This is a genomic window from Xanthomonas campestris pv. asclepiadis, assembly GCF_020784175.1.
In the GTDB taxonomy this organism is placed as follows: domain Bacteria; phylum Pseudomonadota; class Gammaproteobacteria; order Xanthomonadales; family Xanthomonadaceae; genus Xanthomonas; species Xanthomonas campestris_D.
This window is the reverse complement of record NZ_JAJGQM010000002.1, coordinates 113537-139298: the sequence shown is the minus strand read 5'-3', so window position 1 is coordinate 139298 and position 25762 is coordinate 113537. Positions and strand designations below refer to the sequence as shown.

Genomic DNA, 25762 nt, shown 5'->3' with positions numbered 1-25762 from the left:
TCCTACAAGGGCGTGCCGCCAATCAGGTTGCGGCCACTGCCGTGCGAATCCCCAATCCCGACTCCCCGATCCCCGCCTCAAGGCACCTCGCCGCGCGCCTGCGCACGTGCATTGGCGATCAAGGCCTTGAGCAAGACACGGTCGGTGTGACGGGAGATCGCAATGGCACCGAGTGCGATCGCCTCGGCACGTAATGGCGCCGGCACATCGTAGTGCGCGCCGCTGAGTTTGTTCTGGAAGGCGCGGCGGGGAATGCCCAGCCGCGCCGCCATCGCATGCAGCTCGTCCAGCGTATCGCCGAGCAGATGCGCCCAGCGCTGCTCGCGCCACGGATGCACCGCATCGTCGACGTAGACGGCCACCGGCAGGCCTTTAGGCCTTCTTGCCCTTCTTTTTCTTGCTGCCGTCGCTTGCGTCGTCGGCATCGTCCTGCGGCGTGTCGCCTGCGGTGTCGGCAGCGGCGTCTTCGGCGCTGGCGTCAGCGTCAGCATCTGCCTGGCCATCGCTTGCCTCGGCCTCTGCGTCTTCGGCTTCGCCGTCGTCGCCTTCGGCGTCGCTGTTCTCGAACTCGGACACCAGCGTGGTCAGGTATTCCTCGGCGGTCTTGCCGTCTTCGGCGGCCAGGTCGTCGATCATCTGCTGCAGCTGGGTGGAGTATTCCAGCGAGATGGTCTTGCCTTCCTTCTCCTGCAGATTGGCCAGGTGCTTGAGCATGGCCAGCATCGGCACCGGATTGTCGGCGCTGCCCATGGTCTGGCCGCCGATCGACAGCAGCCATTCGCTGTCGTTCTGCAAACCGATCGCCGCGACCACGCGGCCGTCGGCATCCTGCAGCACGGCATGGTTGGCGATCTGCGGCGCCTGGCCCAGACGGACGATCGGGCGCTTGGGTTGGGACTTCTTGCGCTTGTCGCGCTTGGCCTTGGAATTGCGGGACACGGTGTTCTCGACGCTGGGAATGGCCGACCATTCTAGGCGCTTGCGCGCGAGCCGGCTCGGGTACCGCCGCCAGGCCAGTGAATGCCGGCCGCGCCGGTCGACGCTTCTGTCGGATATTCCAGAGTTCCGCAGGTCACTGACGCCGGTAGTTCGGACAAGCCACAGACTGGCACCGCGCGTCTGCGCGCCGACAGACGCGCGAATGCTGGTCAGGATCGGAATAGAGGACTACAAGCAGCCCGACGAGCAGCCTGCCGGGCGGCCAGATTCGGTATGCAAGTCAGATTCGACATGTAAGACAACGTGCCGTCTGCAGGCTGCAGCCTGCAGCCGTCCGCAGCCGTCCGCAGCCGCCAACAACCGCCAACAACCGCCAAGCAACCGCCAAGCAACCGCCAAGCGACCGCCAAGCGACCGCCAAGCAACGCTAGCCAGGCTGGCCAAGCTCTCTCAGCCGCCGTCAGCGCCGCTGGGGCGCTTCACCGACGGCAGTGCGCGGTGCAGCCACGGCCGCTTCGGCAGCCTTGGCCAGCGCGGTGGCCGAGGCCACCTGAGTGCGTGTGGAGACGCGCGGTGCCACCAGCGCGGCGCTGGGGGCAGCGGTCGCTGCAGCGGGCGGTGTGGCGCTGGCCGCAGCCGCAGATCCGCCCGCCGCCGCCGCGGCCGTGGGCCCTGCCGCAGGCAGCGCGGCCGGTGTCCCCACCGCCGTAGTGGCCGCAGTCGCCGCGGCACTCAGATCCGGCACATGGGTGTCGGCATCGTGGGTGGGCTTGCCCAGCGCAATGCCCTGGCCGGCGCCGGCCAGCGCGGCCTGTTCGGCGTCCTGGGTCATCACCACGATGCTGATGCGGCGGTTGATCGGGTTCTGCGGGTTGGTCTTGTCGAACAGCACCGACGAGGACAGCCCCACCACGCGCGTCACCTTGGCATCGTCCATGCCGCCGCCCACCAGCGCGCGGCGCGCGGCGTTGGCGCGGTCGGCGCTGAGTTCCCAGTTGGTGTAACCGGCATCGCTGCTGTAGGCGGTGGTGTCGGTGTGGCCGGTGATGCTGATGTGGTTGGGCACCTGGTTGATGAAGCTGGACAGCTCGCGCAGGATCGCCACGGTATACGGCTTGAGCTGGTCGCGGCCCATGTCGAACATCGGCCGGTTCTGCTTGTCCACGATCTGGATGCGCAGGCCGTCCGGGGTGAGGTCGAGCAGCAACTGGTCCTTGAACGGTTCCAGCGCCTGGCTCTTGTCGATGGCCTCCTTCAGGTCCTGCATCAGCGCTTCCAGGCGCTTCTTGTCCTTGGCGCGGCTGTCTTCGCTGGTGTCGGCGGCGTTGTCGCGCTTGCGGCCCATCTCGTCCTTCTGCCCCTTGGCCATGTCGGCGGTGCCGCCGAGCTTGATCATCGAGGTGCTGGCGCCGCCGGGGCCGTTCATGCCCGGCGAGGGTGCCGGCGATTTGCCCGACAACGGGCTGGGATTGCGGAAGTATTCCGAGATCGCCGCGCGCTGTTCCTTGGTGGTGGCTGCCATCAGCCACAGCACCAGGAAGAACGCCATCATCGCGGTCACGAAGTCGGCAAACGCCACTTTCCAGGCGCCGCCATGATGGCCGCCGCCCTGCACCTTCTTGACCCGTCGGATGACGACGGTGGATTTGCCCTCGGCCATGATCGCGGCCCTACTTGATCGTCTTCAGGTGCGTTTCGAAATCCGCAAAGCTCGGACGCACGTTGGAGGGCAGTGTCTTGCGCGCGAATTCCAGCGCAATCTTCGGGTTGTAGCCGCGCAGGCAGGCCAGCAGCGCGGTCTTGACCGCCTCGTACATGCGCCCGTCCTGCTCGGCGCGCGCTTCCATCGCCGCGGCCAGCGGCGCGACGAAGCCATAGGCCAGCAGGATGCCCAGGAAGGTGCCGACCAGGGCGGCGCCGACGTGGTGGCCGATCTCCTCGATCGGCCCGCCGATCGAGCCCATGGTGATCACGATGCCGAGCACGGCCGCCACGATGCCGAAGCCGGGCAGGCCGTCGGACACCTTGCTCAACGCATGCGAGGGCGCCAGCGCTTCGTGGTGATGTTTTTCCAGCTCCAGCTCGAGCAGCGGCTCCAGCTCGTGCGGCTCGATGTTGCTGCCGATCATCAGGCGTAGGCAGTCGGTGATGAAGTCCAGCAGGTGATGGTCGGCGACCACCTTGGGGTAGTTGCCGAAGATGGTGCTGTCCTGCGGTTTTTCGACGTGGTCTTCCAGCGCCATGAAGCCGTCGCGGCGCGCCTTGTTGAGCAGCTCGTAGATCAGGCTCAGCGTGTCCTTGTAGTCGTCGGACTTGTACTGCGGACCCTTGAACACGCCCAGGATGCTGCTGAAGGTTTCCTTGACGATCTTGCCGGGCGTGCTGACCAGAAACGCGCCGAACGCCGCGCCACCGATGATCATCAGCTCGTACGGCTGCCAGAGCGCGCCCAGCTTGCCATGCGACAGCACATAGCCGCCGAGGACACTGACGATGACGACGATGAAGCCGATGATGATGAGCATGGCGCAGCCAAAAGCAAACAAGGTTGCTGTTGTTTCGGCTTGCGCGGCGGATTCTTGAAGCGCACGGCGTGAAGGTGTGCGGTGTAACTGAACGATCAGCCGGTGCGGCAGATCTTCACGCGGGAGGTTTGTGGCGAGGTCGCTGGTTGCATCACGTCGCGCTCAGGACGTCCAAGCCTTTGATCAAAGGCTTTTCGCGGCGCAGCTGCCTTCTGCAAGCAGTCTCTGCAGCGCTTGTCATGACGCAGCCCGGCTTAGGTGAATTGCACCTGGTTGCAGGGTTGGTTTGTCGCCTTGTCGCGGTCGCCGTGTTGCGTCGGCGATGCGCAGCGCCTGAGATGCGTAGCGTCTGACCGGTAGGCACGTGTACGGACGCAGGTACTACGCGACGGCGTCCGGCACGTATCACTCCAAGCCGGACGCATATGCCACGTCAGGCCGGTTGCGCTTCGGCACCCTCGCGCTGCAAGGGGTTGGGCAGGGCCTGACCGTTTTCGGTGAACCCCAGCGAGACTGAGTTCAGGCAGTGGCGTTCGCCGGTCGGCGGCGGGCCGTCGGGGAAGACGTGGCCCAGGTGGCTGTCGCAGCGCGCGCAGACAATCTCGGTGCGGATCATGCCGTAGCTGATGTCGCGGATCTCGCGCACATGGGCGGCGTCGTAGGGCGCGAAGAAGCTGGGCCAGCCGGTACCGGATTCGAACTTGGCGCTGGAGCGGAACAACGGCAAGCCGCACAGGCGGCAGGTGTAGACGCCGTCGAGCTTGTTGTCCAGGAACACCCCGCAGAACGGCGCTTCGGTGCCATGGTGCAGCAGCACGCGCTGTTCCTCGTCGCTGAGCCCGGCGATCAGGGCATCGCGTTGGGCGGGGGAGGGAGGGGTCAGATCGAACTGGCTCATGGGGTTCTCGCATGCGCGCGCTGGCAGGGTGCCGCGCCTGCACCTGTGATGTGGGCGTAGTCCGCGTGGTTCAAGCGTGCGGGGGGACCAAGCCCCTCTCCTGCCGGGGCGCCACGGCACAGCTTGCGCGCCACTGGCGCGCGTGCCTTGGTGCGCCTGCGCCGCTGGCGCAGGCCGGGGCGCGGAGCGGGGGGGTGGGGTGGGGTGAGGGTACGGCAGCGAAGCCGTGACGCAGTACTGGTTGCCAGGCTTCGTACACACCCTCATCAGGCGCTGCGCGCCACCTTCTCCCGATGGGAGAAGGAAGTGCTTTCGCGCCGCACTCATCTCGCGAACGCGTTCATCCCGCAGCCAATCCCCTGCATTGCCGCAGCACACCGGCGCCCCCATGCAGTCAGTACTCCTCGATCAAGCACGGTGTCCGTCATGGCGATCCCTTCTCCAACGCGCGGCCTGCTGCTGTGCGGCCTGCTGGCGATTGCCGGTGCGGCAGCGGCGCAATCGGCCACCACCACGCGCTCGTCCAATACCTTGCAGCCGATTACCACCCCGACGCCCGCCCAGCCCACGTTGACCGCGCCGCGCGCCGTGCAACCTGCGCCGGCCACGGCTCCGGTGCCCTCGCAACTCGGCCAACGCCCGTGAGCGCCCACCATCCCGACCCGTGGCCCGGCCCAGACGCCGGTGGCACCGGCCGGCAGCCAGGTTCTGCCGGCCAGCGCGCCGATGGTCTACGACCGCAATGGCCGCTTGCTGCAGGGCATGCAGCCGGCCGGCGCCAACCGGGTGCTGGATACCAAGACCGGGCGCTATTACGACGCGGTGCCGGCCGGCGACGGCATGCGCGTGGTGCGCTGATCCATGCCGTTACCAATCCCCAATCCCGCCTGCCGAATCCCCGCCATCAGCTCTCGATCGGCAACGCCAGGGTCTCCTTGACCTCTTCCATCACGATGTAGCTCTTGGATTCGCGCACATGCGGCATGGTCAGCAAGGTGCTGCCGAGCAGCTTGCGATAGGAGGCCATCTCGCTGATGCGCGCCTTGAGCAGGTAGTCGAAATCGCCCGAGACCAGATGGCATTCCAGCACGTTGGGCAGCTTGAGCGCGGCACGCCGGAACTCCTCGAAGATGTCGCCGGACTTGTAGGCCAGGCTGATCTCCACGAACACCAGCAGGCTGGCCTTGAGATAGTGCGGGTCCAGCCGCGCGTAGTAACCGGTGATGGCGCCATCGCGCTCCAGCCGGCGCACGCGCTCGGTGCAGGGGGTGGTCGACAGACCCACCCGCTCGCCCAGTTCGGTAAAGGAAATCCGCCCCTCCTGCTGCAGGATGCGCAGGATCTTGCGGTCGATCTTGTCCAGCTCGCGGGTGCGGGTCGTCATCGGGTCTGCTTCCACAAGTTTTGACAGGAGGATTCACTGCCAAGCTGCGCTGATTCCAGAAATGGCACTGCCTGGCTCGCAATATACTGCGTCTAACTATCCCCCTCGGCGCCTGGTTGTGGGGGAATACCCTTTCCAGGAGAACGACATGCGGGTGCTCATTCTCGGTAGCGGCGTCATCGGCACCACCACGGCCTGGTATCTGGCACAGGCTGGTTGCGAGGTCACCGTGGTCGACCGCCAGCCGGCGGCGGCGCTGGAAACCAGCTACGCCAACGCCGGCCAGCTGTCGTTCGGCTACACCTCGCCGTGGGCCGCGCCGGGTGTGCCCGGCAAGGCGGTGAAGTGGCTGTTCGAGCAGCATGCACCGCTGTCGATCCGGCCCACCCGCGACCTGCGTCAGCTGGCCTGGCTCAGCCAGATGCTGCGCAACTGCACCGCCGAGCGCTATGCGGTGAACAAGGCGCGCATGGTGCGCATGTCCGACTACAGCCGCGATTGCCTGAACGCATTGCGTGCCAGCACCGGCATCGAATTCGAAGGCCGCCAGCTCGGCACCACCCAGCTGTTCCGCACCCAGCAGCAGCTGGATGCCGCCGCGCAGGACATCGAGGTGCTGGCCCAGTACGGCGTGCCCTACGAGCTGCTGACCCCGGCGCAGATCGCGCAGTTCGAACCGGGCCTGGCCGGCGGTGGCGCGCAGATGGCCGGCGCCCTGCGCCTGCCCGAGGACCAGACCGGCGACTGCCGGCTGTTCACCCAGCGCCTGGCCGAACTGGCCGCGCAGGCCGGGGTGGAGTTCCGCTACGGGCAGCAGATCGAGCATCTGCAGCACGCGGGCGGGCGCGTCACCGGCGTGCAGATCGATGGCCGCATCGACACCGCCGACCGCTACGTGCTGGCGTTGGGCAGCTATTCGGCCGACCTGCTGCTCTCGCTCGGCCTGCATCTGCCGGTGTATCCGCTCAAGGGTTACTCGCTGACCATCCCGATCGTGGACGCGCAGCGCGCGCCGACCTCCACGGTGCTGGACGAGAGCTACAAGATCGCGCTGACCCGCTTCGACGACCGTATCCGCGTCGGTGGCATGGCCGAGGTGGCCGGCTTCGACCTGTCGTTGAATCCGCGCCGCCGCGCCACGCTGGAGATGGTGGTCAACGACCTGTTCCCCGGCGCCGGCGATCTGGCCCAGGCCGAGTTCTGGACCGGCCTGCGCCCGGCCACGCCGGACGGCACGCCGGTGGTCGGCGCGACGCCGTATGCCAACCTGTTCCTCAATACCGGCCATGGCACCCTGGGCTGGACCATGGCCTGCGGGTCTGGCCGCTATCTGGCCGACCTGATGCAGGGCCGCACGCCTGACATCGATAGCGAAGGCCTGGACATCTTCCGTTACCTGTCGCCACGCAGCGCACGCGCGCAGCAGGAGGCCGCGTAGTGCGTCCTGCGCAAGCGTTGATCGACCTGGATGCATTGCGCCACAACTACCGACTGGCCAGGCGCCTGGGCGGCAGCAAGGCCCTGGCGGTGGTCAAGGCCGATGCCTACGGCCACGGCGCGGTGCGCTGCGCGCAGGCGCTGGACGGCGAGGCCGACGGCTTTGCGGTGGCCTGCATCGAAGAAGCGCTGGAGTTGCGCCAGGCCGGCATCTGCGCGCCGATCCTGCTGCTGGAAGGGTTCTTCGAACACGACGAACTGCGCCTGATCGCCGAGCATGATCTGTGGACGGTGGTGGCCACGCCGCAGCAGGTGCGCGCACTGGCCGAATTCCAGAGCCCGCGTCCGTTGCGGGTATGGCTGAAGCTGGACAGCGGCATGCACCGCCTGGGCCTGTCGCCGGAAGACTTTCGTGCGGCGTGGTTGCGGCTGCGCGGGCTGCCGCAGATTGCCTCGCTGGTACTGATGACCCACCTGGCGCGCGCCGACGAGCTGGAGTGCAGCCGCACCGACGAGCAGGCGGTGGCGTTCGCACTCACCGCAGGCGGCATGCAGGCCGAAACCAGCCTGCGCAATTCGCCCGGCCTGCTCGGCTGGCCGGCGCTGCGCAACGACTGGTCGCGTCCGGGGCTGATGCTGTATGGCGCAAACCCGTTTGCGCAGGACACCGACACCACCGCGCAGCTGCGCCCGGTAATGACGCTGCGCTCGCGCATCATCTCCGTACGCGAGCTGCCGGCTGGCGAGCCGGTGGGCTACGGCGCCCGCTTCGTCGCCGAGCGGCCGACCCGCGTCGGCGTGGTGGCGATGGGCTATGCCGACGGCTATCCGCAGTTCGCCCCCAATGGCACGCCGGTGCTGGTGGATGGACAGGCCTGCCCGCTGATCGGCCGCGTGTCGATGGACATGCTGACCGTGGATCTCACCGAGCATCCGCAGGCCGACATCGGTGCGTCAGTGCAGCTGTGGGGAGATGCGCCGCGCGTCAGTCCGCTGGCAACGCAGTGCAATGTCAGCGCATATCAACTTCTGTGTGGACTCAAGCGCGTGCCGCGGGTGTATGTGGGTGAGGCTGCAGTGGGCGAGGGCCTCACGCGGTGAGGTGTGTCCCTTATCCCATCGGGAGAAGGTGCCCCCGAAGGGGCGGATGAGGGGACGTGCGAAGCCACATGCACTTGGAACAACAGGTGGGCTTGGCTCCGTACCCTCACCCCAACCCCCGCTCCGCGCCCCGGCCTGCGCCAGCGGCGCAGGCGCACCAAGGCACGCGCGCCAGTGGCGTGGCGCCCCGACGGGAGAGGGGCTTTCAGCGGCAGCTTACAGCCCGGCCGTACTCCGATCGCCGCGGAACTGCTTGCGCACCCAGTCGTCGATCATTGCCTTCTCGAAGCGCAGCGGATCGCTGTCGGTCAGGCGCGGGCCGCTCATCAGAAACGCCGAATCCACCAGCTTGCGTTCGCCCTGGTCGATCACCTGGCCGTCGGCACCGGTCAGCGTGTAGTTGAAGCTCAGGCGCGGCGGGTAGATGTCCTTGACGATGCGCACGTCCTGCATGCGCGGCCCGTGCCAGGGCTCGTATTGGCCGGCGCGGCGGATGTCGGTGATGGTCACGCTCAGGCGCTGGCCGTCGGGGAGTTTGCGCGCGGCGCTCTGCTGGAAGTAGGTCGCCAGCTGGGTCACCCAGTCACCGCGCTGCGCTTCCCAGCGGTTGCCGCTGAAGCGCACTTCGGAAAACTGCGCCGGATCGGTCCAGCGCACATCGACCTTGCCGTCGCCGCTCAACGCGCGCGGCGCCTGCGGGTCGGTGACGTTGCGTACACGTGCCTGCGCGCCGGTTGCCGCGAGCAGTCCTGCCAGCAACAGGCTGGCGCCGCAAAGGCTGGAACGTTTCATGGAAAGTCTCCGAGCGGAAGGTACCTGTGAGTACCGGGCGTCTATGCAGTGTGGGGGCGCGCCTACTCGCCGGCAACGCTTGCTGCGCAAGGGCTCGCCGGTGCGTTGCCACGCGGTTAATCCACCGCAGCGGCGCCATGACGGCGGGTTCACCGCGCCTGCGCCTGCGCTTCACGGCGCAGCCGGGAAGATCGCCAGCATGGACACCCACTCTTTCCGCACAAAGTCAGCTTCTTCGGCGCCGGCACACATGCCGTCGGACGTGCGCCTGCAGTTCATCGACTGGGCGAAGCAGCACGGCCATAACCCCGCCACCGGAGCCGCCGCCTTCGTCGCCCTGCAAAGCGACGTGGATCTGGATCTGGCGACGCGCACCTTGCGCCTGGAGCCGGGTACCTCGCCGCGCGAGGCCTTGCGCGAGCATCTGGCCGGGCTGGCACGGCAGGGCGATGTGGCAGTGCAGTTCCCGCCCGTCTACGCCTACACCGCTGCCAACGGGCTGGAGTATCGCTACTCGCTGATGCTGGTGATTGCCGAGGATTGCGTGGAGTGGACCGGGCGGGTCTGGCAGGACCTGGATTACCAGGGGGTGCTCACCGGCCGGGGCCAGGGCCCGCGCGCCAACTACACCCAACTGGCGCGGATGGCGCTGGAACACGAGCTTGATCAGGAGCGTCCCCGTTATGTCCAGGCATGAACTCGAATTGCAACTGCCGCTGGGCGCACAGGTCGCCACCGGCGAAGATGGTTTCAGCGAGCGCTGTCGCAGCGAATGCGCCAAGCTCGGCCTGTCGCGGGTGCGGCTGCTGTTGCTGGACGCCGAGTACGCGCGCTCCACTGCCTGGCGCGAAGAGGCGCAGCGCTGGATGGACGAGCAACTGCGCCGCGAGGGCGAGTGGGTGTTTCGCGGTGTGATCGCCGGGATCGTGGTGTTGGCGGCATGCATCGCGCTGTGCGCGGCGCTGCTGTGGTGATCGCCGGGGAGCCGGTTGGACGTGCGTGAACCGCGTTGGCTGGCTGTGCACCCGCTGACGACACCGTGCGTGCTTTCATCTGCTCGTCATCCGCCCTGGCATTACCCCTGGATCCCGATTTGAGCACCTCGACCACCAGCCCCGATCTGGCCATCGGCCTCCCGGCAGCATCCGCCGAGCCCTTCCTCGACCCGGGGATGTACCACGAGATCTTCCATAACCTGGACGCAGGGTTTTGCGTCATCGATATGGTGTTCGATGGCGACCAAGCCGTCGATTACGTGATCCGCATGACCAATGGCGCGTTCGAGCGCTACACCGGTCTGTCTGATGTATTGAACGTCTCCATTCGCGGGATGCTGGTCGATCACGAACAGGAATGGTTCGACCGCTACGGCCATGTCGCCCGCACCGGCAACCGGATCCACTTCGAAATGCAGGCCAAGGCGCTGCGCCGCTGGTACTCGGTGGATGCGTTCCGGGTGGGGCAACCGGAGCAGGGGCGTGTGGCGGTGTTGTTCATGGACATCACCGAGCGCAAGCGGGTGGAGCGCGAGCTGGCCGAGAGCGAGGCGCGCTTCAGCGCCCTTGCCGATGGCCTGCCGATGCCGGTCTGGGTGCTGGACGCGCAGGGCGTGGTGCGCTTCGTCAACAGCGCGTATGGCGAATTTTTCGGCATCGACATTTCCAGCGGCACGGTGTCGGCCTGGAGCGAGTTGCTGCATCCGGACGACCTGTCGATCTTCCAGTTCGAACTTGCCACGGCGCTGGAAGAACAGCGCGGCCTGCATGCACTGGTGCGTGCGCGTCGCCACGACGGGCAATGGCGCTGGATCGAGATGACCGCCACGCCGCGCTATTCGGCCGATGGGCGCTTCATCGGCCTGGCCGGCAGCAGCCCGGATGTGACCGAACAGCGCGAGATCGAGCTGGCGCGCGAGCAGCTGCTCGAATCCGAACGCAGTGCGCGCAACGAAGCCGAGAGCATGGCGCGGCTGAAGGACGAGTTCCTGGCCACCTTGTCGCACGAACTGCGCACGCCGCTGACCACCATCCTGGGGTGGAGCGAGCTGTTGCTGCAGCGGGTCGAGGAAGGCCATCCCAACTACAAGGGCCTGTCGGTGATCGCCAGCAGTGCCCGTGCGCAGAAACGCCTGATCTCGGACATGCTCGATCTCAGCAGCATGTTGCTGGGCAAGGTGCAGCTGGAGGTCGAATCGCTGGATCTGGCCGAGCAGGTGCGCGAAGCCTTGAACACGCAGGAGCTGGCCGCCGAGGGCAAGGACCAAGTGCTGGAGGTACATGCCCCGTCGACGCCGTGCCTGGTGCTCGGCGATGCCACGCGCCTGCAGCAGGTGCTATGGAATCTGCTGTCCAACGCGATCAAGTTCACTCCGGCGCATGGCCGCATCGACGTCACCATCGAGCGCGACGACGGTCACTTGCTGGTGTCGGTGCGCGATTCGGGCGACGGCATTGCAGCCGAATTCCTGCCGCACCTGTTCGGCCGGTTTCGCCAGGCCGACGGCACCACCACGCGCCAGCATGGCGGCCTGGGCCTGGGCCTTGCGATCGTGCAGCAACTGGTGGAAATGCATGGCGGCCAGGTCAGCGCCACCAGTGGCGGGCGCGGCAAGGGCGCCACGTTCACGGTGCGCCTGCCCGAGCATATTCCCGACCAGGCCAGGCGTCCGCGGCGCGAGCTGCGCCGGCGGCTGATGTCCGAGCAGATCATCGAAGCGCGTGCGCTCAATGGCCTGCGTTTGCTGGCGGTGGAAGATCAGCCGGACATGCTCGACTACCTGCGCCGCCTGCTGGAAGAGCAGGGCGCCGAAGTGGTCACCGCCGGCAGCGCCACCGACGCGCTGGCATTGATCGATCATCGCGGCCACGCACGCTTCGATCTGATGCTGACCGACATCGGCATGCCGGGCATGGACGGCTACGGGCTGATCCGCACCGTGCGCGACAACCTGGGGCTGGACGCGGCAGCACTGCCGGCGGTGGCCGTGACCGCACTGGCACGCGATGACGACCGCAAGCGCGCGCTGGACTCCGGTTTTCAGGAGCATCTGGCCAAACCCTACAGCGTTGCGCAACTGGTCACGGCGGTACGCGCAGCGCGTGAATCGATGGAGTGAGACGGCAGGCGGCGCCGATATCGTGCCGCTGCGTCGTCGAACCCGCAGCCAGGTGAAACAGGCTGTTTGCTGCCTCTTTCACAGTGTGTGGCCTAGCGTGGTGCACTCCCCCGATGGAGTTGACGCCATGTCCAGATACGCCCCGCATGTTTATTCGGAACAAGTGCAGATCGCCACGCTCGAACATTGGGTGTCGCTACTCGGTGGCCAGGAGCGTGTCCGCGTCGAGCTCGACGACGGCAGCATGATCAGCGGCACCGTCGCGGTGCGCCCGAGCATCCAGACCTATCTGGACGACCAGCAGCGCGAAGGCCTCAACGGCCAGCTGCGCATTGACCAGCTGGACGCCGCACAGGAGCCGCACTGGATCTGGATGGACCGCATCGTGGCAGTGCATCCCTTGCCGTTGGGCAGTGATCCGCACACTGTTCCCTGAGCGATGCATTGACGATGTGTTTACTTCTCGTCATGGCGTTGACGGCATGATGGCCGACTGTCGTAACTGTTCAGGATTGATCGCGCAATGAATGCTCCCGTGTTGAAGCTCGCTCGCTGGCCGCTGTCGTTATTGACCGTCGCCATCCTCGCCGCCTGCGGCGACACCGCCACGCTTGCCATCGAACAGGGGACCGGGCCGAACCCGCAATTGCCCGAGCCGGTCAAACGCCTGATCCCCACCGTCAAGGTGGCGCCGGTCAAGCGCTGGACCGAGAACGCCAAGCCGATCGCCGCCGACGACCTGCAGGTTGCCGCGTTCGCGCGCGATCTGGATCACCCGCGTTGGATCTATGTGCTGCCGAACGGCGACGTGCTGGTGGCCGAAACCGCCGAGCCGCCCAAGCCGGACAGCGCCGAAGGCGGCGGCATTCGCAAGAAGGTGCAGGGCGCGATGATGAGCAAGGCCGGCGCCGTGGTGCCCAGTGCCAACCGCATCACCCTGCTGCGCGATGTCGATGGCGATGGCGTGGCCGAAGTGCGTACCCAGTTCATCAGCGGCCTGTTTTCGCCGTTCGGCATGGCCCTGGTCGGCGATCGTTTCTACGTCGCCAATGCCGATGCGCTGGTGAGCTTTCCGTATAAGCCCGGCGAGACGCATATCACTGCCAAGCCGACCTTCGTGGCCAATCTGCCCGGCGGGCTGAATCACCATTGGACAAAGTCGCTGCTGGCCAGTGCCGACGGCAGCAAGCTGTATGTCGGCGTCGGTTCCAACAGCAATGTGGCCGAAAACGGCATGGAGGCCGAACTCAACCGCGCTGCGATCCTGGAGATCGATCCAGCCACCGGCAGCAGCCGCGTGTTCGCCAGCGGCCTGCGCAATCCGGTCGGCACCGCCTGGGAACCGCAGAGCAAGTCGCTGTGGGTGGTGGTCAACGAGCGCGACGAGATCGGCAGCGATCTGGTGCCCGACTACCTGACCTCGGTGCGCGACGGCGGCTTCTATGGCTGGCCGTACAGCTATTACGGCCAGCATGTGGACGAGCGGGTCAAACCGCAAAACCCCGAGCTGGTGGCCAAGGCCCTCAAGCCCGATTACGCGCTGGGCCCGCATACCGCCTCGCTCGGTCTGAGCTTTGCCAGCGGAAGCTTGCTGCCGGAGCGCTTCCGCCAGGGCGCCTTCATCGGTCAGCATGGCTCGTGGAATCGTGATCCGCCGAGCGGCTACAAGGTGCTGTTCGTGCCGTTTGTCGACGGCAAGCCCAGCGGCACGCCGATCACCGTGCTGGATGGTTTTCTGGATGCCGAGGGCAATGCGCAAGGACGCCCGGTGGGCGTGAGCCCGGACAATACCGGCGCGCTGCTGGTGGCCGATGATGTCGGGAACGTGATTTGGCGGGTGACACCGAAGACGCGCTGATCCAGGCGCTGCGCTGGTCCAGGCATTCAAACAAAAAACCGGGCCCAGGCCCGGTTTTTTCATACGCGTCCCGCGGTCATGCGCGGTGTCACGCCAGTGCGCTCAGCGCGGCGACTCCGGCGACGCACTGAATCGCCGCGCATACCCACGTTCTTCGGTGATTCGGCTGATGTCGTCATCGGCCATCTCCGGCGCGCCATACACCGCGTAGGCCACGCTGCCGTCGTCACGCTCGCCGACCTGGTGCAGGCGATAACGCGGCCGGCCCGCACCGGTGTTTTCGGGGTAATGCATCGGTGGCGGGGTGTCATCCAGATCCATTTCGCTGTTGTCGACCACTCCACCTACGAACAGGGCTCGCATCGCGTCTCTCCGGTATTGGTGTGATTCCAGCCTAGGTGGGCGGATGTTGCGTGCGCATCAATAGTCCGTATAGACATTGGAAGGGCCGCCGTCTGCAGGTCACGCAATCGAATGCCCGCCCAAGCGGGCGCCAGGGCGGGCGGCAGGCAGCGCTCCCTTACAATGGCGGCCTGTTCCCGACCCGATGATCCGATGGCTGGCCCGCACGATGCCCCGCTTCAAGCTCTGTTTCTGCCCTTCGCCCAGGGCGTGCTGCCATGGCCCAGCGGCCCGGTGCTGTTCCTGCGCGCGCGCGACGGGTTTCCGCTGCGCGAGCATGCGGCCGCCGATGCACTGACTTGCGAGCAGAGCTTTCGCCCGTTCGCCGAGGCGCTGGAGCGCAACGGCTGGAACGTGCGCGAAGAGGGCGAGATCGAGGCCGACAGCACCCGCTACGCCCTGGTGCTGGTGCTGCCGCCGCGGCAACGCGAGGAAGCGCGTGCCCTGTTCGCGCGCGCGGTGGCACTGGCCGCACCGGGCGGCCGCGTGGTGGCCTGCCAGTCCAACAACGAGGGCGCGCGCTCGGGCGAGGCGGATCTGCGTCAGCTCACCGGCCTGGCCGGCAGCCTGACCAAGCACCATTGCCGCACCTACTGGAGCGCGCCGCTGCCTGCCGACACCGATGCGGCGCTGCAGGCGCGCTGGGCCGCGCTGGATGCGCCGCGCACGATCCTGGACGGGCGCTTCGTCAGCCGCCCCGGTGTGTTCGCCTGGGACCGCATCGATCCCGCCTCTGCGCTGCTGGTCGAGCATCTGCCGAGCACGCTTGCCGGACACGGCGCCGACCTGGGCGCGGGCTTTGGTTATCTGTCGGCCGAAGTGCTGGCGCGTTGCCCCAAGGTCACCGGACTGGATCTATACGAGGCCGAAGCGCGTGCGCTGACCCTGGCGCAGCGCAACCTGCAGGCCATCGCACATCCGGCGCAGCTGCAGTACCACTGGCGCGACGTTACCGCCGGCCTGGGGGCGCAGTACGATTTCATCGTCAGCAACCCGCCGTTCCACACGCCTTCGCGCGCCGATCGGCCGGATATCGGCCAGCGCTTCATCGCCGTGGCCGCGCAGGCCCTGCGCCCGGGGGGACAACTGCTGCTGGTCGCCAACCGGCATCTGCCCTACGAGTACGTACTCAATGAAAGCTTCGGGCAGGTGCGCGTGGCCGCCGAACGCGACGGTTTCAAGCTGATCTCCGCCGTGCGCGGTCGCGGAGCGCGCGCATGAAGCTGGTCAAGCACATCGCCAACCTCGGCTACGGCAGCCGCAAGCAGGTGACCCAGCTGTTTCGCCAGGGCGCGGTCACCGATGCCGCAGGCGAGGTGCTGTATGCCGACGACCAGGTGGAGCACGATGCGATCCGCATCGATGGCGAGCCGCTGGATCCGCCACCGGGTCTGAGCCTGTTGCTGCACAAGCCCGGCGGCTACACCTGCTCGACCAAGGACACCGGCCGGCTGATCTACGAACTGCTGCCGCCGCGCTTCCGTTCGCGCGCGCCGGTGCTGGCGCCCGTCGGTCGGCTGGATCGCGAGACCAGCGGCCTGTTGCTGATGACCGACGACGGCGCGCTGCTGCACCGGATCATTTCGCCCAAGTCGGCGCTGGACAAGGTTTACGACGTCACCCTGGCCGAGGACCTGCGTGGCGACGAGGCGACGCTGTTTGCCAGCGGCACGCTCTTGCTGGAAGGCGAAACCAAGCCGCTGCTGCCGGCCGAACTGGACGTGCTCGGCCCGCGCCAGGCGCGCCTGACCTTGCACGAAGGCCGCTATCACCAGGTGCGGCGCATGTTCGCCGCCGCCGGCAATCACGTGGTGGCCTTGCACCGCAGCCGCATCGGTGGCTTGTCGCTGGATGGTCTGCCGTCCGGGCAATGGCGCGCGCTGGAGGCGGGGGATCTCGATGTGTTGTTCGGCCGCGGCGAGCAAGTCTGATCCGCATTGCCGCTGATCACCGATGCGGTGAGTCCGGCATGCGCGGTCTGCTGCAGGCCGCTTGCGCCGCAATGCCTCAGACGTACTGCATCTTGCGCGACATGCCGCCATCGACGATGAAGTCCTGCCCGGTCACAAAGCCGGACAGCTGCGGCGACAGCAGATAGACCGCCAGCTGCGCGATGTCGTCCGGCGTGCCGACCCGTCCGGCCGGATGCTGGGCATGGTCGCGCCGCGACAATTTCGGTGCGCGCCGGCGCTGCGGCGCGCGCCAGGCGTCGGTGCTGATCCAGCCCGGGCTGATGCTGTTGACGCGTACCTGCGGGCCTTCGCTCAGCGCCAAGGCGTGGGTGAAGGCCACCAGCCCGCCCTTGGCGGCGGCATAGGCCTCGCTATGCGGCTCGGATTGCCAGGCGCGGGTGGAGGCGATATTGACGATCGCGCCGCCGCTCGGGGCCTGCGCCAAGGCGGGCAAGGCTTGCTTGCTGCACAGGAATGCGCCATGCAGGCTGGCCAGCCGGCGATTCCATTCGTCCCAGTCCAGTTGCGGCAACGGCGCCACATGCGGATCGGCCACGCCTGCGTTGTTGACCAGGCCATCGAGTCGCCCGAAGCGTTTGAGCGCGGTGGCGATCAGGCGCGCTGCCTGCGGTTCGCGTGCGGCATCGCAACGCACGAAGGCACTGCGTCGCGGCAACGCCCACTCTTGCAGGCAGGCCTTGCCGGCATCGGCATCCAGGTCGCCGATCACCACGCTGCCGCCCGCGCCAAGCACCGCCTGCGCGATGCCACGGCCGATGCCTTGGGCACCACCGGTGATCACCACCACGCGGTCCTGCAACGGCGAGGGATTCCACGCGGAGACGGCGGGGGTCAGCGGCATCGGGCGCACCATGGCAGTGAGGTCGCGCGCACTGTAGCGCGGGCGCCGTGGTGGCCGTAGCAACGCGATCGCTACGCGCGATGCCGCCATGTTGGCGCCTTCGGGGTGCCTTGCCGCGCCGTCATCGGCGTGCCGAGCTATGACGCGCCGGCACGGCAGTACGCGTTTCCGACACCGCCTTCCGACACCGCCGCTGCCACACGCGATGCGGCGGTCAGTGCTGCGATGCGCTCAACAACTGTTCCCAGCCGTCCTGGCCCAGGCGTTCCAGCGTCTGGATATTGCGTTCGACAATCACGTCCGGGTCCGGAAACGCGGCCACCGCACGCTCCACGCTGTCTTCGCGCAGCAGGTGCAAGGTGGGGAAGGGCGAGCGGTTGGTGAAGTTGGCCACGTCATCCACCGCTGCGCCTGCGAACTGATAGTCCGGATGGAAGCTGGCCACCTGCAGCACGCCGTCCAGATCCAGCGCATCCACCGCCGCGTCGGCGTTGTCGAGGAAGTCGTTGTAGTCCAGGAAATCGGTGAGCACGTCCGGATGCACGATCAAGGTGGTGTCGATCTGCTCGGCCGGCGTGTCGCGCAGCAACACCAGTTCCTCGGCCAGTTGTTCGAGCAGCGCCTCGGGCGTGCTGGCATCGCTGAGCACCAGCCGCACCTGCTCCTTGACGTAGACCGCCTTGGCGAACGGGCACAGGTTCAAGCCGATCACCGCGCGCTCGATCCACTGGCGGGTGGCGGTCAACGGATCAAGCGTGGCAGGGGTGGGCGTCATCGTGGCGGCGGCGTGATGGTGGGCCAGTGTATGCGATCGCTGCCGGCGCGGCCGCCCGTGCCACTGCGGCGCCGCGCCGAGCGGGCGCGGCCGACACGGCGAGCGGAGTGCAGGGAAAACCCGCGGCAGTTGCAGCGCTCACGCGGACCCGGCGTCATTGGCGTTTGCTACTGTCGCCGACATGCGCGCGCAAGAATGCGATCGAGGCTTGCGCAACCTGATCGGCGTGCGGGGTCTTGTGCGGCGAGCCGATCGCATGCGCGCCGGTATCGAAGGCCATCGCGCAGGTGTGCCCTGACGCGGTGCCGAGCGCAGCGAACATGGCCAGCATCGCCGGCACCGAGGCGGTTGGATCCTCGTTGCCGTTGGCAGCGCGGTAATAGCCCAAAAACACCGGGCAGCGCACGCGTGGCCAGGGTGGATCGGTGGCAACCGCGTCGAACAGGCTGCGCAGCGCGCGGAACCCGTCCGGGTGGATGGTGCTCGACCAGAATGCCAGGGACGCGGCGGTGCGCGGGCGTGGGTCGGTCAATGGGGTTTGCGCGGCGCAGACCTGATCCAGCAGCGCCGGGTCGGCCGGCCGGATGCCCGGTGACCAGGCAATCACCGCGGCGACCGCGTCCGGACACTGCGCCGCCAGCCACAAGCCCAGCGTGGCGCCCATGGACGAGCCGACGATCGCCACGCGCGCGGCCATGCACTGCGCCTGCGCCAGGGCCTCCAGGGCCGAAGCCTGCAACAGCGCCGGCGTCAGCCCTTCCATCGCGTCGGCCGTGCTACGGCCATGCCCGGGCCAACGGTGCACGTACAGGTTGGCAGCCAGCGCATCGGCCATCTGTTCGGGCAGGTCGCCGGCTTCTCCCGGGCTGGCGGTGAACCCGTGCAGGTACAGAAGCGCCAATGGTGTGCGCGTCTGCGCGCCGGTATGCCAGTGCTGGCGCGCCGCGTTGCCCGGTTTCAGGTCAGCCGGTTGCATGGGAGGCGTGCGCGCCCAGGATGGCCAGCAACTCGTGCGCGTTGATCGGCTTGGACAGATAGCCGGCTACACCGGCAGCGGTCGCCTCGCGCATCGAATCGGTGCGGGTGTCGGCGGTCAGCACGATGATCGGCGGCAGGGCGGCGATCACCGCGCGCGCCTCGCGCAGCGCGTCCCAGCCCGAGGTGCCGGGCATGTGCAGGTCGAGAAACACCAGGTCCGGCGCCGCCTCGCGGATGCGCTGCACCGCATTGCTGCCATCGCTGAGAAAGCTCACCCGATGCCCGGCGCGGGTGAGCAGATTGCCGATCACCAGCCGATTGGTGTCCATGTCCTCGAACACCAGGCAATGCAGCGGCGGCACCGTCTCGGCATGCTGTTGCAGGGCTTCGCGCAGCGCCGGCGGTCGGCGGCCTTGCGCCGCGGCGGCGGACAGCTCGAAGGTCCAGCGAAAGATGCTGCCGCCGCCGGGATTGTCGCGCACGCTCAGGCTGCCACCCATCGCATCGGAGACCGACAGCGCAATGTACAGCCCCAGGCCGACCCCGCCTTCGGCACGGCTGAAACCGGTGCTGAGCTGGGTGAAGGGCGTGAAGATGTAGGCCTTCTGGTCGTCGGCAATGCCGATGCCGGTGTCGGTCACGGTCACCGCGATCGCCCAGCGCTGCTGCACCTGCGTGGCGGCGATCAGGACGTCGACCGACCCACCGGCCGGGGTGAACTTGATCGCGTTGATGACCAGGTTGGTGATGACCTGTTCGATACGCCCTTCGTCGCCGATGAGGTCAGGCGTCTGCACCGCCTCGCTGCGCAGTTCCAGCGCCACGCCCTTGGTGGACGCTACGCTCGCGCACACGGCTTTGACCGTGGTCAGCACGTCGCGCAGGCTCAGCGGCTTGCTGTGCAGTTGCAGCCGGCCACCGTCGATGCTGGCGACGTCGATCACTTCGTTCACGCGGTGGCGCAGCGCGATCGCATTGACCGTCATCGCCTGCATCAGTTCGCGTTGTTGTGCCGACAAGGTGTCGCCATCGATCAGCTGCGCGCAGTTGATGACCGCGTTCAACGGCGTGCGCAGTTCATGGTTCATGGTGCTGATGAAGCGGCTCTGCGCATCGCGCGAGGCCAGCGCCTGCAGGGCGATTTCCTGCATCGCGCTGACGATGCGCGCCACCAGCAGCGGCAGCACCACGCTCAGCGCCACCGCATACACGAAGTAGGCAGGGCGCGACAGCCAGTAGCCGGCCGGCGCGGTCAACAGCATCAGCACGAAGGTGCTGAGCAGCACCGGCAGCGTCGCCTTCTGCCCATAGCGCGCCACCGCGGCGATGGTGATGAAGGGCAGGAAGGCGTTCAGCGACATCAGCAGGATGAAGGCCAGACAGGTCTGGATGCCGATGAACAGCAGATTCATCGCAAACCCGATCGCATCCAGCCACTCGCCCGGCGGGATGATCCTGCGTCGCACCAGCACCATCCAGACCACCGCCACTCCCCACAGCGTCGCCGCGGTGGGGAAGACCGCCTGCGCATCCCTGACCAGCACCGGCTGCGGCCCGTACAGCCAGCCGAAGCACCACAGGGCCACGATGCTCTGCACGATCACCCGGCCGACGCAGGCGCGGTATTCCAGGAACGATTCGAACAGCCGCACGAGCCGGTCGTTGCGCAGCTGCCGGGCGGCCAGAATCAGGCCGGGCGCTGCACGGTTGGATCCATTACGCATCGGGTGCGGTGTCGTCGTTGGGGAGGGTGCGTCGGTAATTCTTGACCAGCAAGCCGGCCGCGGTGGCGATCGCGGTGTAGCGCTGCGCAAGCGCGCACCCGAGTTCGCCGCCGTCGACATCGCCGCGCAACTGGTCGCAGGCGTTCATCAGTTCGGCAGAGCCGGTCAGCGAGAGCGTGTTCTTGAGCGAATGGATCTGCTCCAGTGCCTGTGCCTGGGTGGTGCCGGCCTGGCCGAGCGTGCAGCTGGCGATGGCGCGCTGCACTTCCGCCGCAAAGGCACTGGCAAACGTTGCCGCCGCCACCGGGTCCAGCCCGGCCAGCGTGTGCAGCGTCGAGCCGGTTTCGATGCGCGGCTGTGCGTGGGCCACGGCGCATGCCGGCCCGGCGGCGCGCGGCTGGGGCACTGTGGCCGGGCGCGCGCGGTGCAGCAAGGTGGAGAACAGGCCGCGCATCTGCCTATCAGATCCGTAACGCGCTGGCGCGACCCTGACCGATGCCCGCATGTCGGACAGTCGGCCCGCCGCGCCGCGCGGTCTGCCTGCGCAGCGCGGCAGCACAAGGCGCCGTGTCAGCCACAACGCGCACGTCAGTCGCGGAAGTTGTCGAACTGCAGCGGTAGCTCGAAATCGGCCTTCTTCAGCAGCGCCATCGCATCCTGCAGGTCGTCGCGCTTCTTGCCGCTCACGCGCAGCTTGTCGCCATTGATCTGCGCTTCGACCTTGAGCTTGGCTTCCTTCAACTTGGCGACCAGCTGCTTGGCCTGTTTCTGCTCGATGCCCTGCTTGACGGTGACCTTCTGGCGCGCACCGGCCAGGTTGGTCTCCATGTCGCCGAACTCCAGGCAGCGCACGTCGATGCCGCGTGCCAGCAGGCGCGCGCGCAGGATGTCGGTCATCTGCTTGACCTGGAAATCGCTGGGCGCGGACTGGTTGATCGCCTTGCCGTCTTCCAGCTCGAACCGGGCTTCCACACCCTTGAAATCGAAGCGTGTATCCAGCTCGCGATTGGCCTGGTCCACCGCATTGGTCAGTTCGTGCTTGTCGACTTCGGACACCACATCGAAGGAAGGCATGCAAAGCTCCTGCTCTCTATAAACAGCCGCCATTCTAGGGCATCGCGTCGTCGCCCCTGTCGACACACGGTTGGCAGTCTGCGCGCAAGCGCAGCGATAATGGTCCATGCCCACCACCCGCTCTCCGCTTCCCGCCATCGCCTGGATGGTGGCCGCCGTGGCCTGCTTCTCGCTGATGGATGCGGGAATGAAGCTGCTGTCGGCGCATTACCCGCCGCTGCAGGTCACCTTGTTGCGGGGCGCCGCCTCGCTGCCGTTCGTGCTGGTGTGGGTATTTGCCACCGCCGGCCCGCGCTCGATCGTGCCGGTGCGCTGGGGCCTGCACCTGCTGCGCGGGGTACTGGGCATGGTGATGATCGGCTGCTTCGTCTACGGCCTGAAGCGCATGCCGTTGTCCACCGCCTACACGCTGTATTTCGTCGCCCCGCTGCTGGTGGCGGCACTGTCGGTGCCGTTGCTGGGCGAGCGGGTCGGGCCACGCCGCTGGACGGCGATTGGGATTGGCCTGGTCGGGGTGATCGTGGTGCTGCGCCCCGGGGTGGACGGGCTGATCTCGCTGCCCGGGCTGATGGTGCTGCTGGCGGCCACCGCCTATGCCATCGCCGCCATCAGCGTGAGTCTGCTGACCCGCACCGACACCCCGCAGGCGATGGTGGTGTGGTTTCTGCTGTTCATGGCGATCGGCGCCGGGGTGCTGGCCATCCCCGACTGGGTGCCGTTGCGGGGCGAGCATGCCTGGCTGATCGCCGGCATGGGCCTGGCCGGCGCGCTGGGGCAGATTGCGCTGACCCAGGCCTTCCTGCGCGGCGAAGCCTCGATGATCGCGCCGCTGGAATACACCGGCCTGGTCTGGGTGATCGGCTGGGACTGGCTGCTGTGGCGGACCCTGCCCGATGGCTGGACCTGGACCGGCGCCGGCATCATCGTCGCCAGCGGGCTGTATCTGCTGCGCCGGGAGCGGATACGGCAGGCGGATCGCCCGATGTCGTTGGATAAGCCGTGATTGGGGATTGGGGATTCGCTAGAGCAACGGCAAGGCGCTTTGGCTGTTACGAATCCCCACTCCCAAATCCCAAATCCCCACCTTAGAACTCAATGGAATATCGTCCGCAAACATTGACTGGTAGGCTTCACGGCCCCCCAATCGGCCACGCGCGGTGATCCAGTTTCAGCGCCTGCACAAGTCTTATTCCGTTGACGGTCGCCAGATCGTGGCGCTGCATCCCCTCGATCTGCGGATCGGCCCCGGCGAGGTGTTCGGCATCATCGGCCATTCCGGTGCCGGCAAATCGACCCTGATCCGGCTGATCAACCGGCTGGAAGAACCCAGCGGCGGGCGGCTGCTGATCGGCGAGGAGGACGTCACCGCGCTGGACAGCCAGGGCCTGCGCGCGCTGCGCCGGCGTGTCGGGATGATCTTCCAGCACTTCAACCTGCTGTCCTCGCGCACCGTGGCCGGCAATGTGGCGTTTCCGCTGGAACTGGCCGGTACACCGCGCGCCGAGGTCGATGCGCGCGTGGCCGAGCTGCTGGCGCGGGTCGGGCTGGAGCAGCACGCCGGCAAGTATCCGGCGCAGTTGTCCGGCGGGCAGAAGCAGCGCGTGGGCATTGCGCGCGCGCTGGCCACCCGGCCGCAGATTCTGCTGTGCGACGAGGCCACCAGCGCGCTGGACCCGCAGACCACCGCCTCGGTGCTGCAGCTGCTGGCGCAGATCAACCGCGAGCTGGGCCTGACCATCGTGCTGATCACTCACGAGATGGACGTGATCCGCCGCGTCTGCGACCGCGTCGCGGTGCTCGATGCCGGCAAGCTGGTGGAAACCGGCCCGGTGACCGAGGTGTTCCTGCATCCGCAGCACCCCACCACCCGGCGCTTCGTGTCCGAGGCCGAACACGTGGACGAAGCCGAGCTGCATCGCGACTTCGCTGCGGTGGGCGGGAGCATCGTGCGGCTGACCTTCCTGGGCAACGGCACCTACGAACCGGTGCTCGGCCGCATCGTCCGCGAGACCGGGGTGGACTACAACATCCTGTCCGGGCGCGTGGACCGCATCAAGGACACCCCATATGGGCAGCTCATCGTCGCCCTGACCGGCGGCGACCATAACGCGGCACGCGCCGGCTTCGTCGCCGCTGGCGTGCATGTGGAGGATTTGCGCACATGACCCTGTCGACCGCGACAACCAGCGGGTTTTTCCGCAATCTCGACGCCGGCAAGTGGGGCGACATCGGCCAGGCCACCCTGGACACCTTGCTGATGCTCGCCGGCGCGCTGCCGCTGACGCTGTTGATCGGGCTGCCGCTGGGGGTGGCGCTGTTCCTGTGCGGCGCCCCGCAGCTGCGCCGCCGCCCGGTGCTGTACGGCGCGCTCGCGGCGCTGATCAACCTGCTGCGCTCGGTGCCCTTCATCATCCTGATGATCGCGATGATTCCGCTCACGCTGATGCTGATGGGCACCTCGCTGGGCGTGCGCGGCGCGATCCTGCCGCTGGTGGTGGGCGCCGCGCCGTTCTATGCGCGGCTGGTGGAAACCGCCTTGCGCGAAGTGGACCGCGGGATCATCGAAGCCAGCCAGGCGATGGGCGCCACCACCCGCCAGCTGGTGCTGCGCGTGCTGCTGCCCGAAGCCCGCCCGGGCCTGATCGCCGGTGCCACCGTGACCACCATCGCGTTGATCGGCTTCACCGCGATGGGCGGTGCGATCGGCTCCGGCGGGTTGGGCGATGTCGCGTATCGCGAGGGCTATCTGCGTTCGCATTCGGACGTCGCGCTGATCACCGTGATCGCCCTGCTGGTGCTGGTGCAACTGCTGCAGATGCTGGGCGACTGGCTGGTGGCGCGCTATAGCCGGCGCTGAGGTCTGCCGCGACCGGGTGCCGCGTGGCGCGGAGGGCGGCGCATGCGGCATGCGCTTGCGAATCGCCGCTGCACCCGCGGTCTGCTAGGTTTACCTCTTGCGGCAGTGCCGCATTCCTCCTCCCACGGACCCCTACATGAGCACATTTGCGTTTCGTTCCCTCCTGGCTGCGGCCACGCTGGCCCTGGCCTCGTGTGGCGGTAGCGGCGGCAGCAGCGGCGGCGACACGCTGACGGTGGCCGCCACCGCGGTGCCACACGCCGAGATCCTGGAGGTGGTCGAACCGCTGCTGGCCAAGCAGGGCGTCAAGCTGGACGTGCGCGTGTTCAACGACTACGTGCAGCCCAACGACCAGGTCGTGCAGAAGCAGATCGACGTCAATTACTTCCAGACCGAGCCGTATCTGGACGCCTACAACCGCGACCGCAAGAGCCAGCTGGTGACCGTGGTCGGCGTGCATATCGAACCGTTCGGCGCGTATTCGCGCCGGTTCAAGGCATTGGCCGAACTGCCCAACGGCGCCGACGTGGTGATTCCCAACGATCCGAGCAACAACAGCCGCGCGCTGATCCTGCTGGACAAGGCGGGTGTGATCAAACTCAAGGACCCGAGCAACGCCCTGTCCAGCCAACGCGACATCGTCGAGAACCCCAAGCAGCTGAAGTTCCGCGAGCTCGACTCGGCGATGCTGCCGCGCGTGCTCGACCAGGTCGATCTGGCGCTGATCAATACCAACTACGCGCTCGACGCCGGCCTCAACCCGACCCGCGACGCGCTGGCGATCGAAAGCAAGGACTCGCCGTACGTGAACTTCCTGGTCTCGCGCCCGGACAACAAGGACGATCCGCGCGTGCAGAAGCTGGCCAAGGCCTTGACCAGCCCGGAAGTGAAGGCGTTTATCGAGCAGAAGTACAAAGGCGCGGTGTTGCCGGCGTTCTGAGAGCGGCTAACAAACCGACTGCGCTCACCGCCAGGCGGGGGGCGGTCGGTGCGCGGCGTCGGCATGCACCACGCGGACACGTCAGTTCCGAGCGCGCTGTCCACGTGCACCTGACGACCGCGCGCTATGTCGTGCTGGTCACTCCTTGC

The 25762-nt window shown here is 67.3% G+C and carries 26 protein-coding genes, 1 other RNA gene and 2 pseudogenes; 15 read left to right on the top strand and 14 right to left on the bottom strand.

All coding sequences use genetic code 11. The annotated features are described in order from the left end of the window. Window positions 1-77: 77 nt before the first annotated feature. The 5 genes and pseudogenes from LL972_RS01530 to msrB form a co-directional block, all read right to left on the bottom strand. The gene (locus LL972_RS01530; protein ID WP_228326110.1) at window positions 78-362 is read right to left on the bottom strand and encodes a DUF4031 domain-containing protein; all 285 of its coding nucleotides are present in this window, start codon (window positions 360-362) and stop codon (window positions 78-80) included. A gap of 10 nt (window positions 363-372) precedes the next feature. After that, window positions 373-1054: pseudogene (locus LL972_RS01525) on the bottom strand (hypothetical protein). Between the two features lie 345 nt (window positions 1055-1399). Next, window positions 1400-2599: a flagellar motor protein MotB gene (motB, locus tag LL972_RS01520; protein WP_228326109.1), complete on the bottom strand. Its 1200-nt coding sequence runs from the start codon at window positions 2597-2599 to the stop codon at window positions 1400-1402. A gap of 10 nt (window positions 2600-2609) precedes the next feature. Further along, a complete protein-coding gene (gene motA, locus LL972_RS01515) occupies window positions 2610-3464 on the bottom strand; it encodes a flagellar motor stator protein MotA (RefSeq protein ID WP_024940287.1) in 855 nt (284 codons plus the stop codon). A gap of 433 nt (window positions 3465-3897) precedes the next feature. After that, window positions 3898-4362 (bottom strand): peptide-methionine (R)-S-oxide reductase MsrB, encoded by a 465-nt coding sequence (gene msrB, locus LL972_RS01510; RefSeq protein ID WP_104649337.1) that lies wholly within the window; start codon window positions 4360-4362, stop codon window positions 3898-3900. A 426-nt stretch (window positions 4363-4788) separates the two neighbouring features. On the opposite strand from msrB, the pseudogene LL972_RS01505 reads away from it, so the two are divergent. Further along, window positions 4789-5220 (top strand): annotated as a pseudogene (locus LL972_RS01505) (hypothetical protein). Window positions 5221-5266: 46 nt separating this feature from the next. On the opposite strand, the gene LL972_RS01500 reads toward LL972_RS01505, so the two are convergent. Continuing rightward, on the bottom strand, window positions 5267-5746 hold the full coding sequence (locus LL972_RS01500) for an Lrp/AsnC ligand binding domain-containing protein (RefSeq protein WP_228326108.1): 480 nt from the start codon (window positions 5744-5746) through the stop codon (window positions 5267-5269). A 148-nt stretch (window positions 5747-5894) separates the two neighbouring features. Between LL972_RS01500 and LL972_RS01495 the strand changes: the two genes are divergently transcribed. Both LL972_RS01495 and alr read left to right on the top strand, forming a co-directional pair. Further along, window positions 5895-7184 carry a D-amino acid dehydrogenase gene (locus LL972_RS01495; protein ID WP_228326107.1) on the top strand — a complete coding sequence of 430 codons (1290 nt, stop codon included), beginning with the start codon at window positions 5895-5897 and terminating at the stop codon, window positions 7182-7184. Beyond that, window positions 7184-8284 (top strand): alanine racemase, encoded by a 1101-nt coding sequence (gene alr, locus LL972_RS01490; RefSeq protein WP_228326106.1) that lies wholly within the window; start codon window positions 7184-7186, stop codon window positions 8282-8284. Before LL972_RS01495 ends, alr begins: the two co-directional genes overlap by 1 nt. 216 nt (window positions 8285-8500) lie before the next feature. Here the strand turns inward: alr and LL972_RS01485 are convergent, their stop codons facing one another. After that, window positions 8501-9076, bottom strand: a complete 576-nt coding sequence (locus LL972_RS01485; protein ID WP_102583541.1) for a DUF3016 domain-containing protein — start codon at window positions 9074-9076, stop codon at window positions 8501-8503. Between the two features lie 250 nt (window positions 9077-9326). Here LL972_RS01485 and LL972_RS01480 point away from each other — a divergent pair, with 250 nt between their 5' ends. From LL972_RS01480 to LL972_RS01460, 5 genes are all read left to right on the top strand, one after another. Next, window positions 9327-9773: a hypothetical protein gene (locus tag LL972_RS01480; protein WP_228326105.1), complete on the top strand. Its 447-nt coding sequence runs from the start codon at window positions 9327-9329 to the stop codon at window positions 9771-9773. Beyond that, on the top strand, window positions 9760-10050 hold the full coding sequence (locus LL972_RS01475; protein ID WP_016903448.1) for a hypothetical protein: 291 nt from the start codon (window positions 9760-9762) through the stop codon (window positions 10048-10050). Before LL972_RS01480 ends, LL972_RS01475 begins: the two co-directional genes overlap by 14 nt. 107 nt (window positions 10051-10157) lie before the next feature. Next, entirely contained in the window at window positions 10158-12191 is a 2034-nt protein-coding gene (locus tag LL972_RS01470) for a PAS domain-containing hybrid sensor histidine kinase/response regulator (protein ID WP_228326184.1), read from the top strand. 127 nt (window positions 12192-12318) lie between these two features. After that, window positions 12319-12627, top strand: coding sequence for a DUF3247 family protein (locus LL972_RS01465; RefSeq protein ID WP_228326104.1), 309 nt, complete (start codon window positions 12319-12321; stop codon window positions 12625-12627). 87 nt (window positions 12628-12714) lie between these two features. Further along, window positions 12715-14049, top strand: coding sequence for a PQQ-dependent sugar dehydrogenase (locus LL972_RS01460; RefSeq protein WP_228326103.1), 1335 nt, complete (start codon window positions 12715-12717; stop codon window positions 14047-14049). 102 nt (window positions 14050-14151) lie between these two features. Here the strand turns inward: LL972_RS01460 and LL972_RS01455 are convergent, their stop codons facing one another. Beyond that, window positions 14152-14412: a hypothetical protein gene (locus tag LL972_RS01455; protein WP_104535155.1), complete on the bottom strand. Its 261-nt coding sequence runs from the start codon at window positions 14410-14412 to the stop codon at window positions 14152-14154. A gap of 192 nt (window positions 14413-14604) precedes the next feature. On the opposite strand from LL972_RS01455, the gene LL972_RS01450 reads away from it, so the two are divergent. Together LL972_RS01450 and LL972_RS01445 are read left to right on the top strand one after the other, a co-directional pair. Next, complete coding sequence (locus tag LL972_RS01450; RefSeq protein WP_228326102.1) at window positions 14605-15672, top strand: class I SAM-dependent methyltransferase; 1068 nt, start codon at window positions 14605-14607, stop codon at window positions 15670-15672. Beyond that, window positions 15669-16382 (top strand): pseudouridine synthase, encoded by a 714-nt coding sequence (locus LL972_RS01445; RefSeq protein ID WP_228326101.1) that lies wholly within the window; start codon window positions 15669-15671, stop codon window positions 16380-16382. The genes LL972_RS01450 and LL972_RS01445 overlap by 4 nt, the downstream gene beginning before the upstream one ends. Window positions 16383-16458: 76 nt before the next feature. Here LL972_RS01445 and LL972_RS01440 read toward each other — a convergent pair whose 3' ends face one another. The 6 genes from LL972_RS01440 to LL972_RS01415 all read right to left on the bottom strand — a co-directional run bounded on the left by LL972_RS01440 (window position 16459) and on the right by LL972_RS01415 (window position 21816). After that, on the bottom strand, window positions 16459-17265 hold the full coding sequence (locus LL972_RS01440; protein ID WP_228326100.1) for an SDR family oxidoreductase: 807 nt from the start codon (window positions 17263-17265) through the stop codon (window positions 16459-16461). A gap of 214 nt (window positions 17266-17479) precedes the next feature. Next, window positions 17480-18040: a DUF1415 domain-containing protein gene (locus LL972_RS01435; RefSeq protein WP_228326099.1), complete on the bottom strand. Its 561-nt coding sequence runs from the start codon at window positions 18038-18040 to the stop codon at window positions 17480-17482. A gap of 154 nt (window positions 18041-18194) precedes the next feature. After that, the gene (locus tag LL972_RS01430) at window positions 18195-19016 is read right to left on the bottom strand and encodes an alpha/beta hydrolase (RefSeq protein ID WP_228326098.1); all 822 of its coding nucleotides are present in this window, start codon (window positions 19014-19016) and stop codon (window positions 18195-18197) included. Next, window positions 19003-20742 carry an ATP-binding response regulator gene (locus LL972_RS01425; protein WP_228326097.1) on the bottom strand — a complete coding sequence of 580 codons (1740 nt, stop codon included), beginning with the start codon at window positions 20740-20742 and terminating at the stop codon, window positions 19003-19005. The genes LL972_RS01430 and LL972_RS01425 overlap by 14 nt, the downstream gene beginning before the upstream one ends. After that, window positions 20735-21196 carry a hypothetical protein gene (locus LL972_RS01420; protein ID WP_228326096.1) on the bottom strand — a complete coding sequence of 154 codons (462 nt, stop codon included), beginning with the start codon at window positions 21194-21196 and terminating at the stop codon, window positions 20735-20737. The genes LL972_RS01425 and LL972_RS01420 overlap by 8 nt, the downstream gene beginning before the upstream one ends. A gap of 134 nt (window positions 21197-21330) precedes the next feature. Then, the gene (locus LL972_RS01415) at window positions 21331-21816 is read right to left on the bottom strand and encodes a YajQ family cyclic di-GMP-binding protein (protein ID WP_016903460.1); all 486 of its coding nucleotides are present in this window, start codon (window positions 21814-21816) and stop codon (window positions 21331-21333) included. A 106-nt stretch (window positions 21817-21922) separates the two neighbouring features. Here LL972_RS01415 and LL972_RS01410 point away from each other — a divergent pair, with 106 nt between their 5' ends. The 5 genes from LL972_RS01410 (at window position 21923) to LL972_RS01390 (ending at window position 25753) form a co-directional block, all read left to right on the top strand. Next, window positions 21923-22819 carry a DMT family transporter gene (locus tag LL972_RS01410; protein WP_228326095.1) on the top strand — a complete coding sequence of 299 codons (897 nt, stop codon included), beginning with the start codon at window positions 21923-21925 and terminating at the stop codon, window positions 22817-22819. Window positions 22820-22973: 154 nt separating this feature from the next. Next, window positions 22974-23981 carry a methionine ABC transporter ATP-binding protein gene (locus tag LL972_RS01405; protein ID WP_228326094.1) on the top strand — a complete coding sequence of 336 codons (1008 nt, stop codon included), beginning with the start codon at window positions 22974-22976 and terminating at the stop codon, window positions 23979-23981. Next, window positions 23978-24673 (top strand): methionine ABC transporter permease, encoded by a 696-nt coding sequence (locus LL972_RS01400; RefSeq protein ID WP_228326093.1) that lies wholly within the window; start codon window positions 23978-23980, stop codon window positions 24671-24673. The genes LL972_RS01405 and LL972_RS01400 overlap by 4 nt, the downstream gene beginning before the upstream one ends. Window positions 24674-24809: 136 nt before the next feature. Then, a complete protein-coding gene (locus LL972_RS01395) occupies window positions 24810-25613 on the top strand; it encodes a MetQ/NlpA family ABC transporter substrate-binding protein (protein WP_024940265.1) in 804 nt (267 codons plus the stop codon). 63 nt (window positions 25614-25676) lie between these two features. Then, window positions 25677-25753: non-coding RNA, sX9 sRNA (locus tag LL972_RS01390), on the top strand. Window positions 25754-25762 lie beyond the last annotated feature (9 nt).

Bases quoted from the DNA above. Each gene is read 5' to 3' on its own strand.
- motB (WP_228326109.1), bottom strand. From the start codon at position 2,599: ATGGCCGAGGGCAAATCCACCGTCGTCATCCGACGGGTCAAGAAGGTG.
- motA (WP_024940287.1), bottom strand. From the start codon at position 3,464: ATGCTCATCATCATCGGCTTCATCGTCGTCATCGTCAGTGTCCTCGGC.
- msrB (WP_104649337.1), bottom strand. From the start codon at position 4,362: ATGAGCCAGTTCGATCTGACCCCTCCCTCCCCCGCCCAACGCGATGCC.
- LL972_RS01500 (WP_228326108.1), bottom strand. From the start codon at position 5,746: ATGACGACCCGCACCCGCGAGCTGGACAAGATCGACCGCAAGATCCTG.
- LL972_RS01495 (WP_228326107.1), top strand. From the start codon at position 5,895: ATGCGGGTGCTCATTCTCGGTAGCGGCGTCATCGGCACCACCACGGCC.
- LL972_RS01485 (WP_102583541.1), bottom strand. From the start codon at position 9,076: ATGAAACGTTCCAGCCTTTGCGGCGCCAGCCTGTTGCTGGCAGGACTG.
- LL972_RS01480 (WP_228326105.1), top strand. From the start codon at position 9,327: ATGCCGTCGGACGTGCGCCTGCAGTTCATCGACTGGGCGAAGCAGCAC.
- LL972_RS01475 (WP_016903448.1), top strand. From the start codon at position 9,760: ATGTCCAGGCATGAACTCGAATTGCAACTGCCGCTGGGCGCACAGGTC.
- LL972_RS01465 (WP_228326104.1), top strand. From the start codon at position 12,319: ATGTCCAGATACGCCCCGCATGTTTATTCGGAACAAGTGCAGATCGCC.
- LL972_RS01460 (WP_228326103.1), top strand. From the start codon at position 12,715: ATGAATGCTCCCGTGTTGAAGCTCGCTCGCTGGCCGCTGTCGTTATTG.
- LL972_RS01455 (WP_104535155.1), bottom strand. From the start codon at position 14,412: ATGCGAGCCCTGTTCGTAGGTGGAGTGGTCGACAACAGCGAAATGGAT.
- LL972_RS01450 (WP_228326102.1), top strand. From the start codon at position 14,605: ATGGCTGGCCCGCACGATGCCCCGCTTCAAGCTCTGTTTCTGCCCTTC.
- LL972_RS01445 (WP_228326101.1), top strand. From the start codon at position 15,669: ATGAAGCTGGTCAAGCACATCGCCAACCTCGGCTACGGCAGCCGCAAG.
- LL972_RS01440 (WP_228326100.1), bottom strand. From the start codon at position 17,265: ATGCCGCTGACCCCCGCCGTCTCCGCGTGGAATCCCTCGCCGTTGCAG.
- LL972_RS01435 (WP_228326099.1), bottom strand. From the start codon at position 18,040: ATGACGCCCACCCCTGCCACGCTTGATCCGTTGACCGCCACCCGCCAG.
- LL972_RS01430 (WP_228326098.1), bottom strand. From the start codon at position 19,016: ATGCAACCGGCTGACCTGAAACCGGGCAACGCGGCGCGCCAGCACTGG.
- LL972_RS01425 (WP_228326097.1), bottom strand. From the start codon at position 20,742: ATGCGTAATGGATCCAACCGTGCAGCGCCCGGCCTGATTCTGGCCGCC.
- LL972_RS01420 (WP_228326096.1), bottom strand. From the start codon at position 21,196: ATGCGCGGCCTGTTCTCCACCTTGCTGCACCGCGCGCGCCCGGCCACA.
- LL972_RS01415 (WP_016903460.1), bottom strand. From the start codon at position 21,816: ATGCCTTCCTTCGATGTGGTGTCCGAAGTCGACAAGCACGAACTGACC.
- LL972_RS01410 (WP_228326095.1), top strand. From the start codon at position 21,923: ATGCCCACCACCCGCTCTCCGCTTCCCGCCATCGCCTGGATGGTGGCC.
- LL972_RS01400 (WP_228326093.1), top strand. From the start codon at position 23,978: ATGACCCTGTCGACCGCGACAACCAGCGGGTTTTTCCGCAATCTCGAC.
- LL972_RS01395 (WP_024940265.1), top strand. From the start codon at position 24,810: ATGAGCACATTTGCGTTTCGTTCCCTCCTGGCTGCGGCCACGCTGGCC.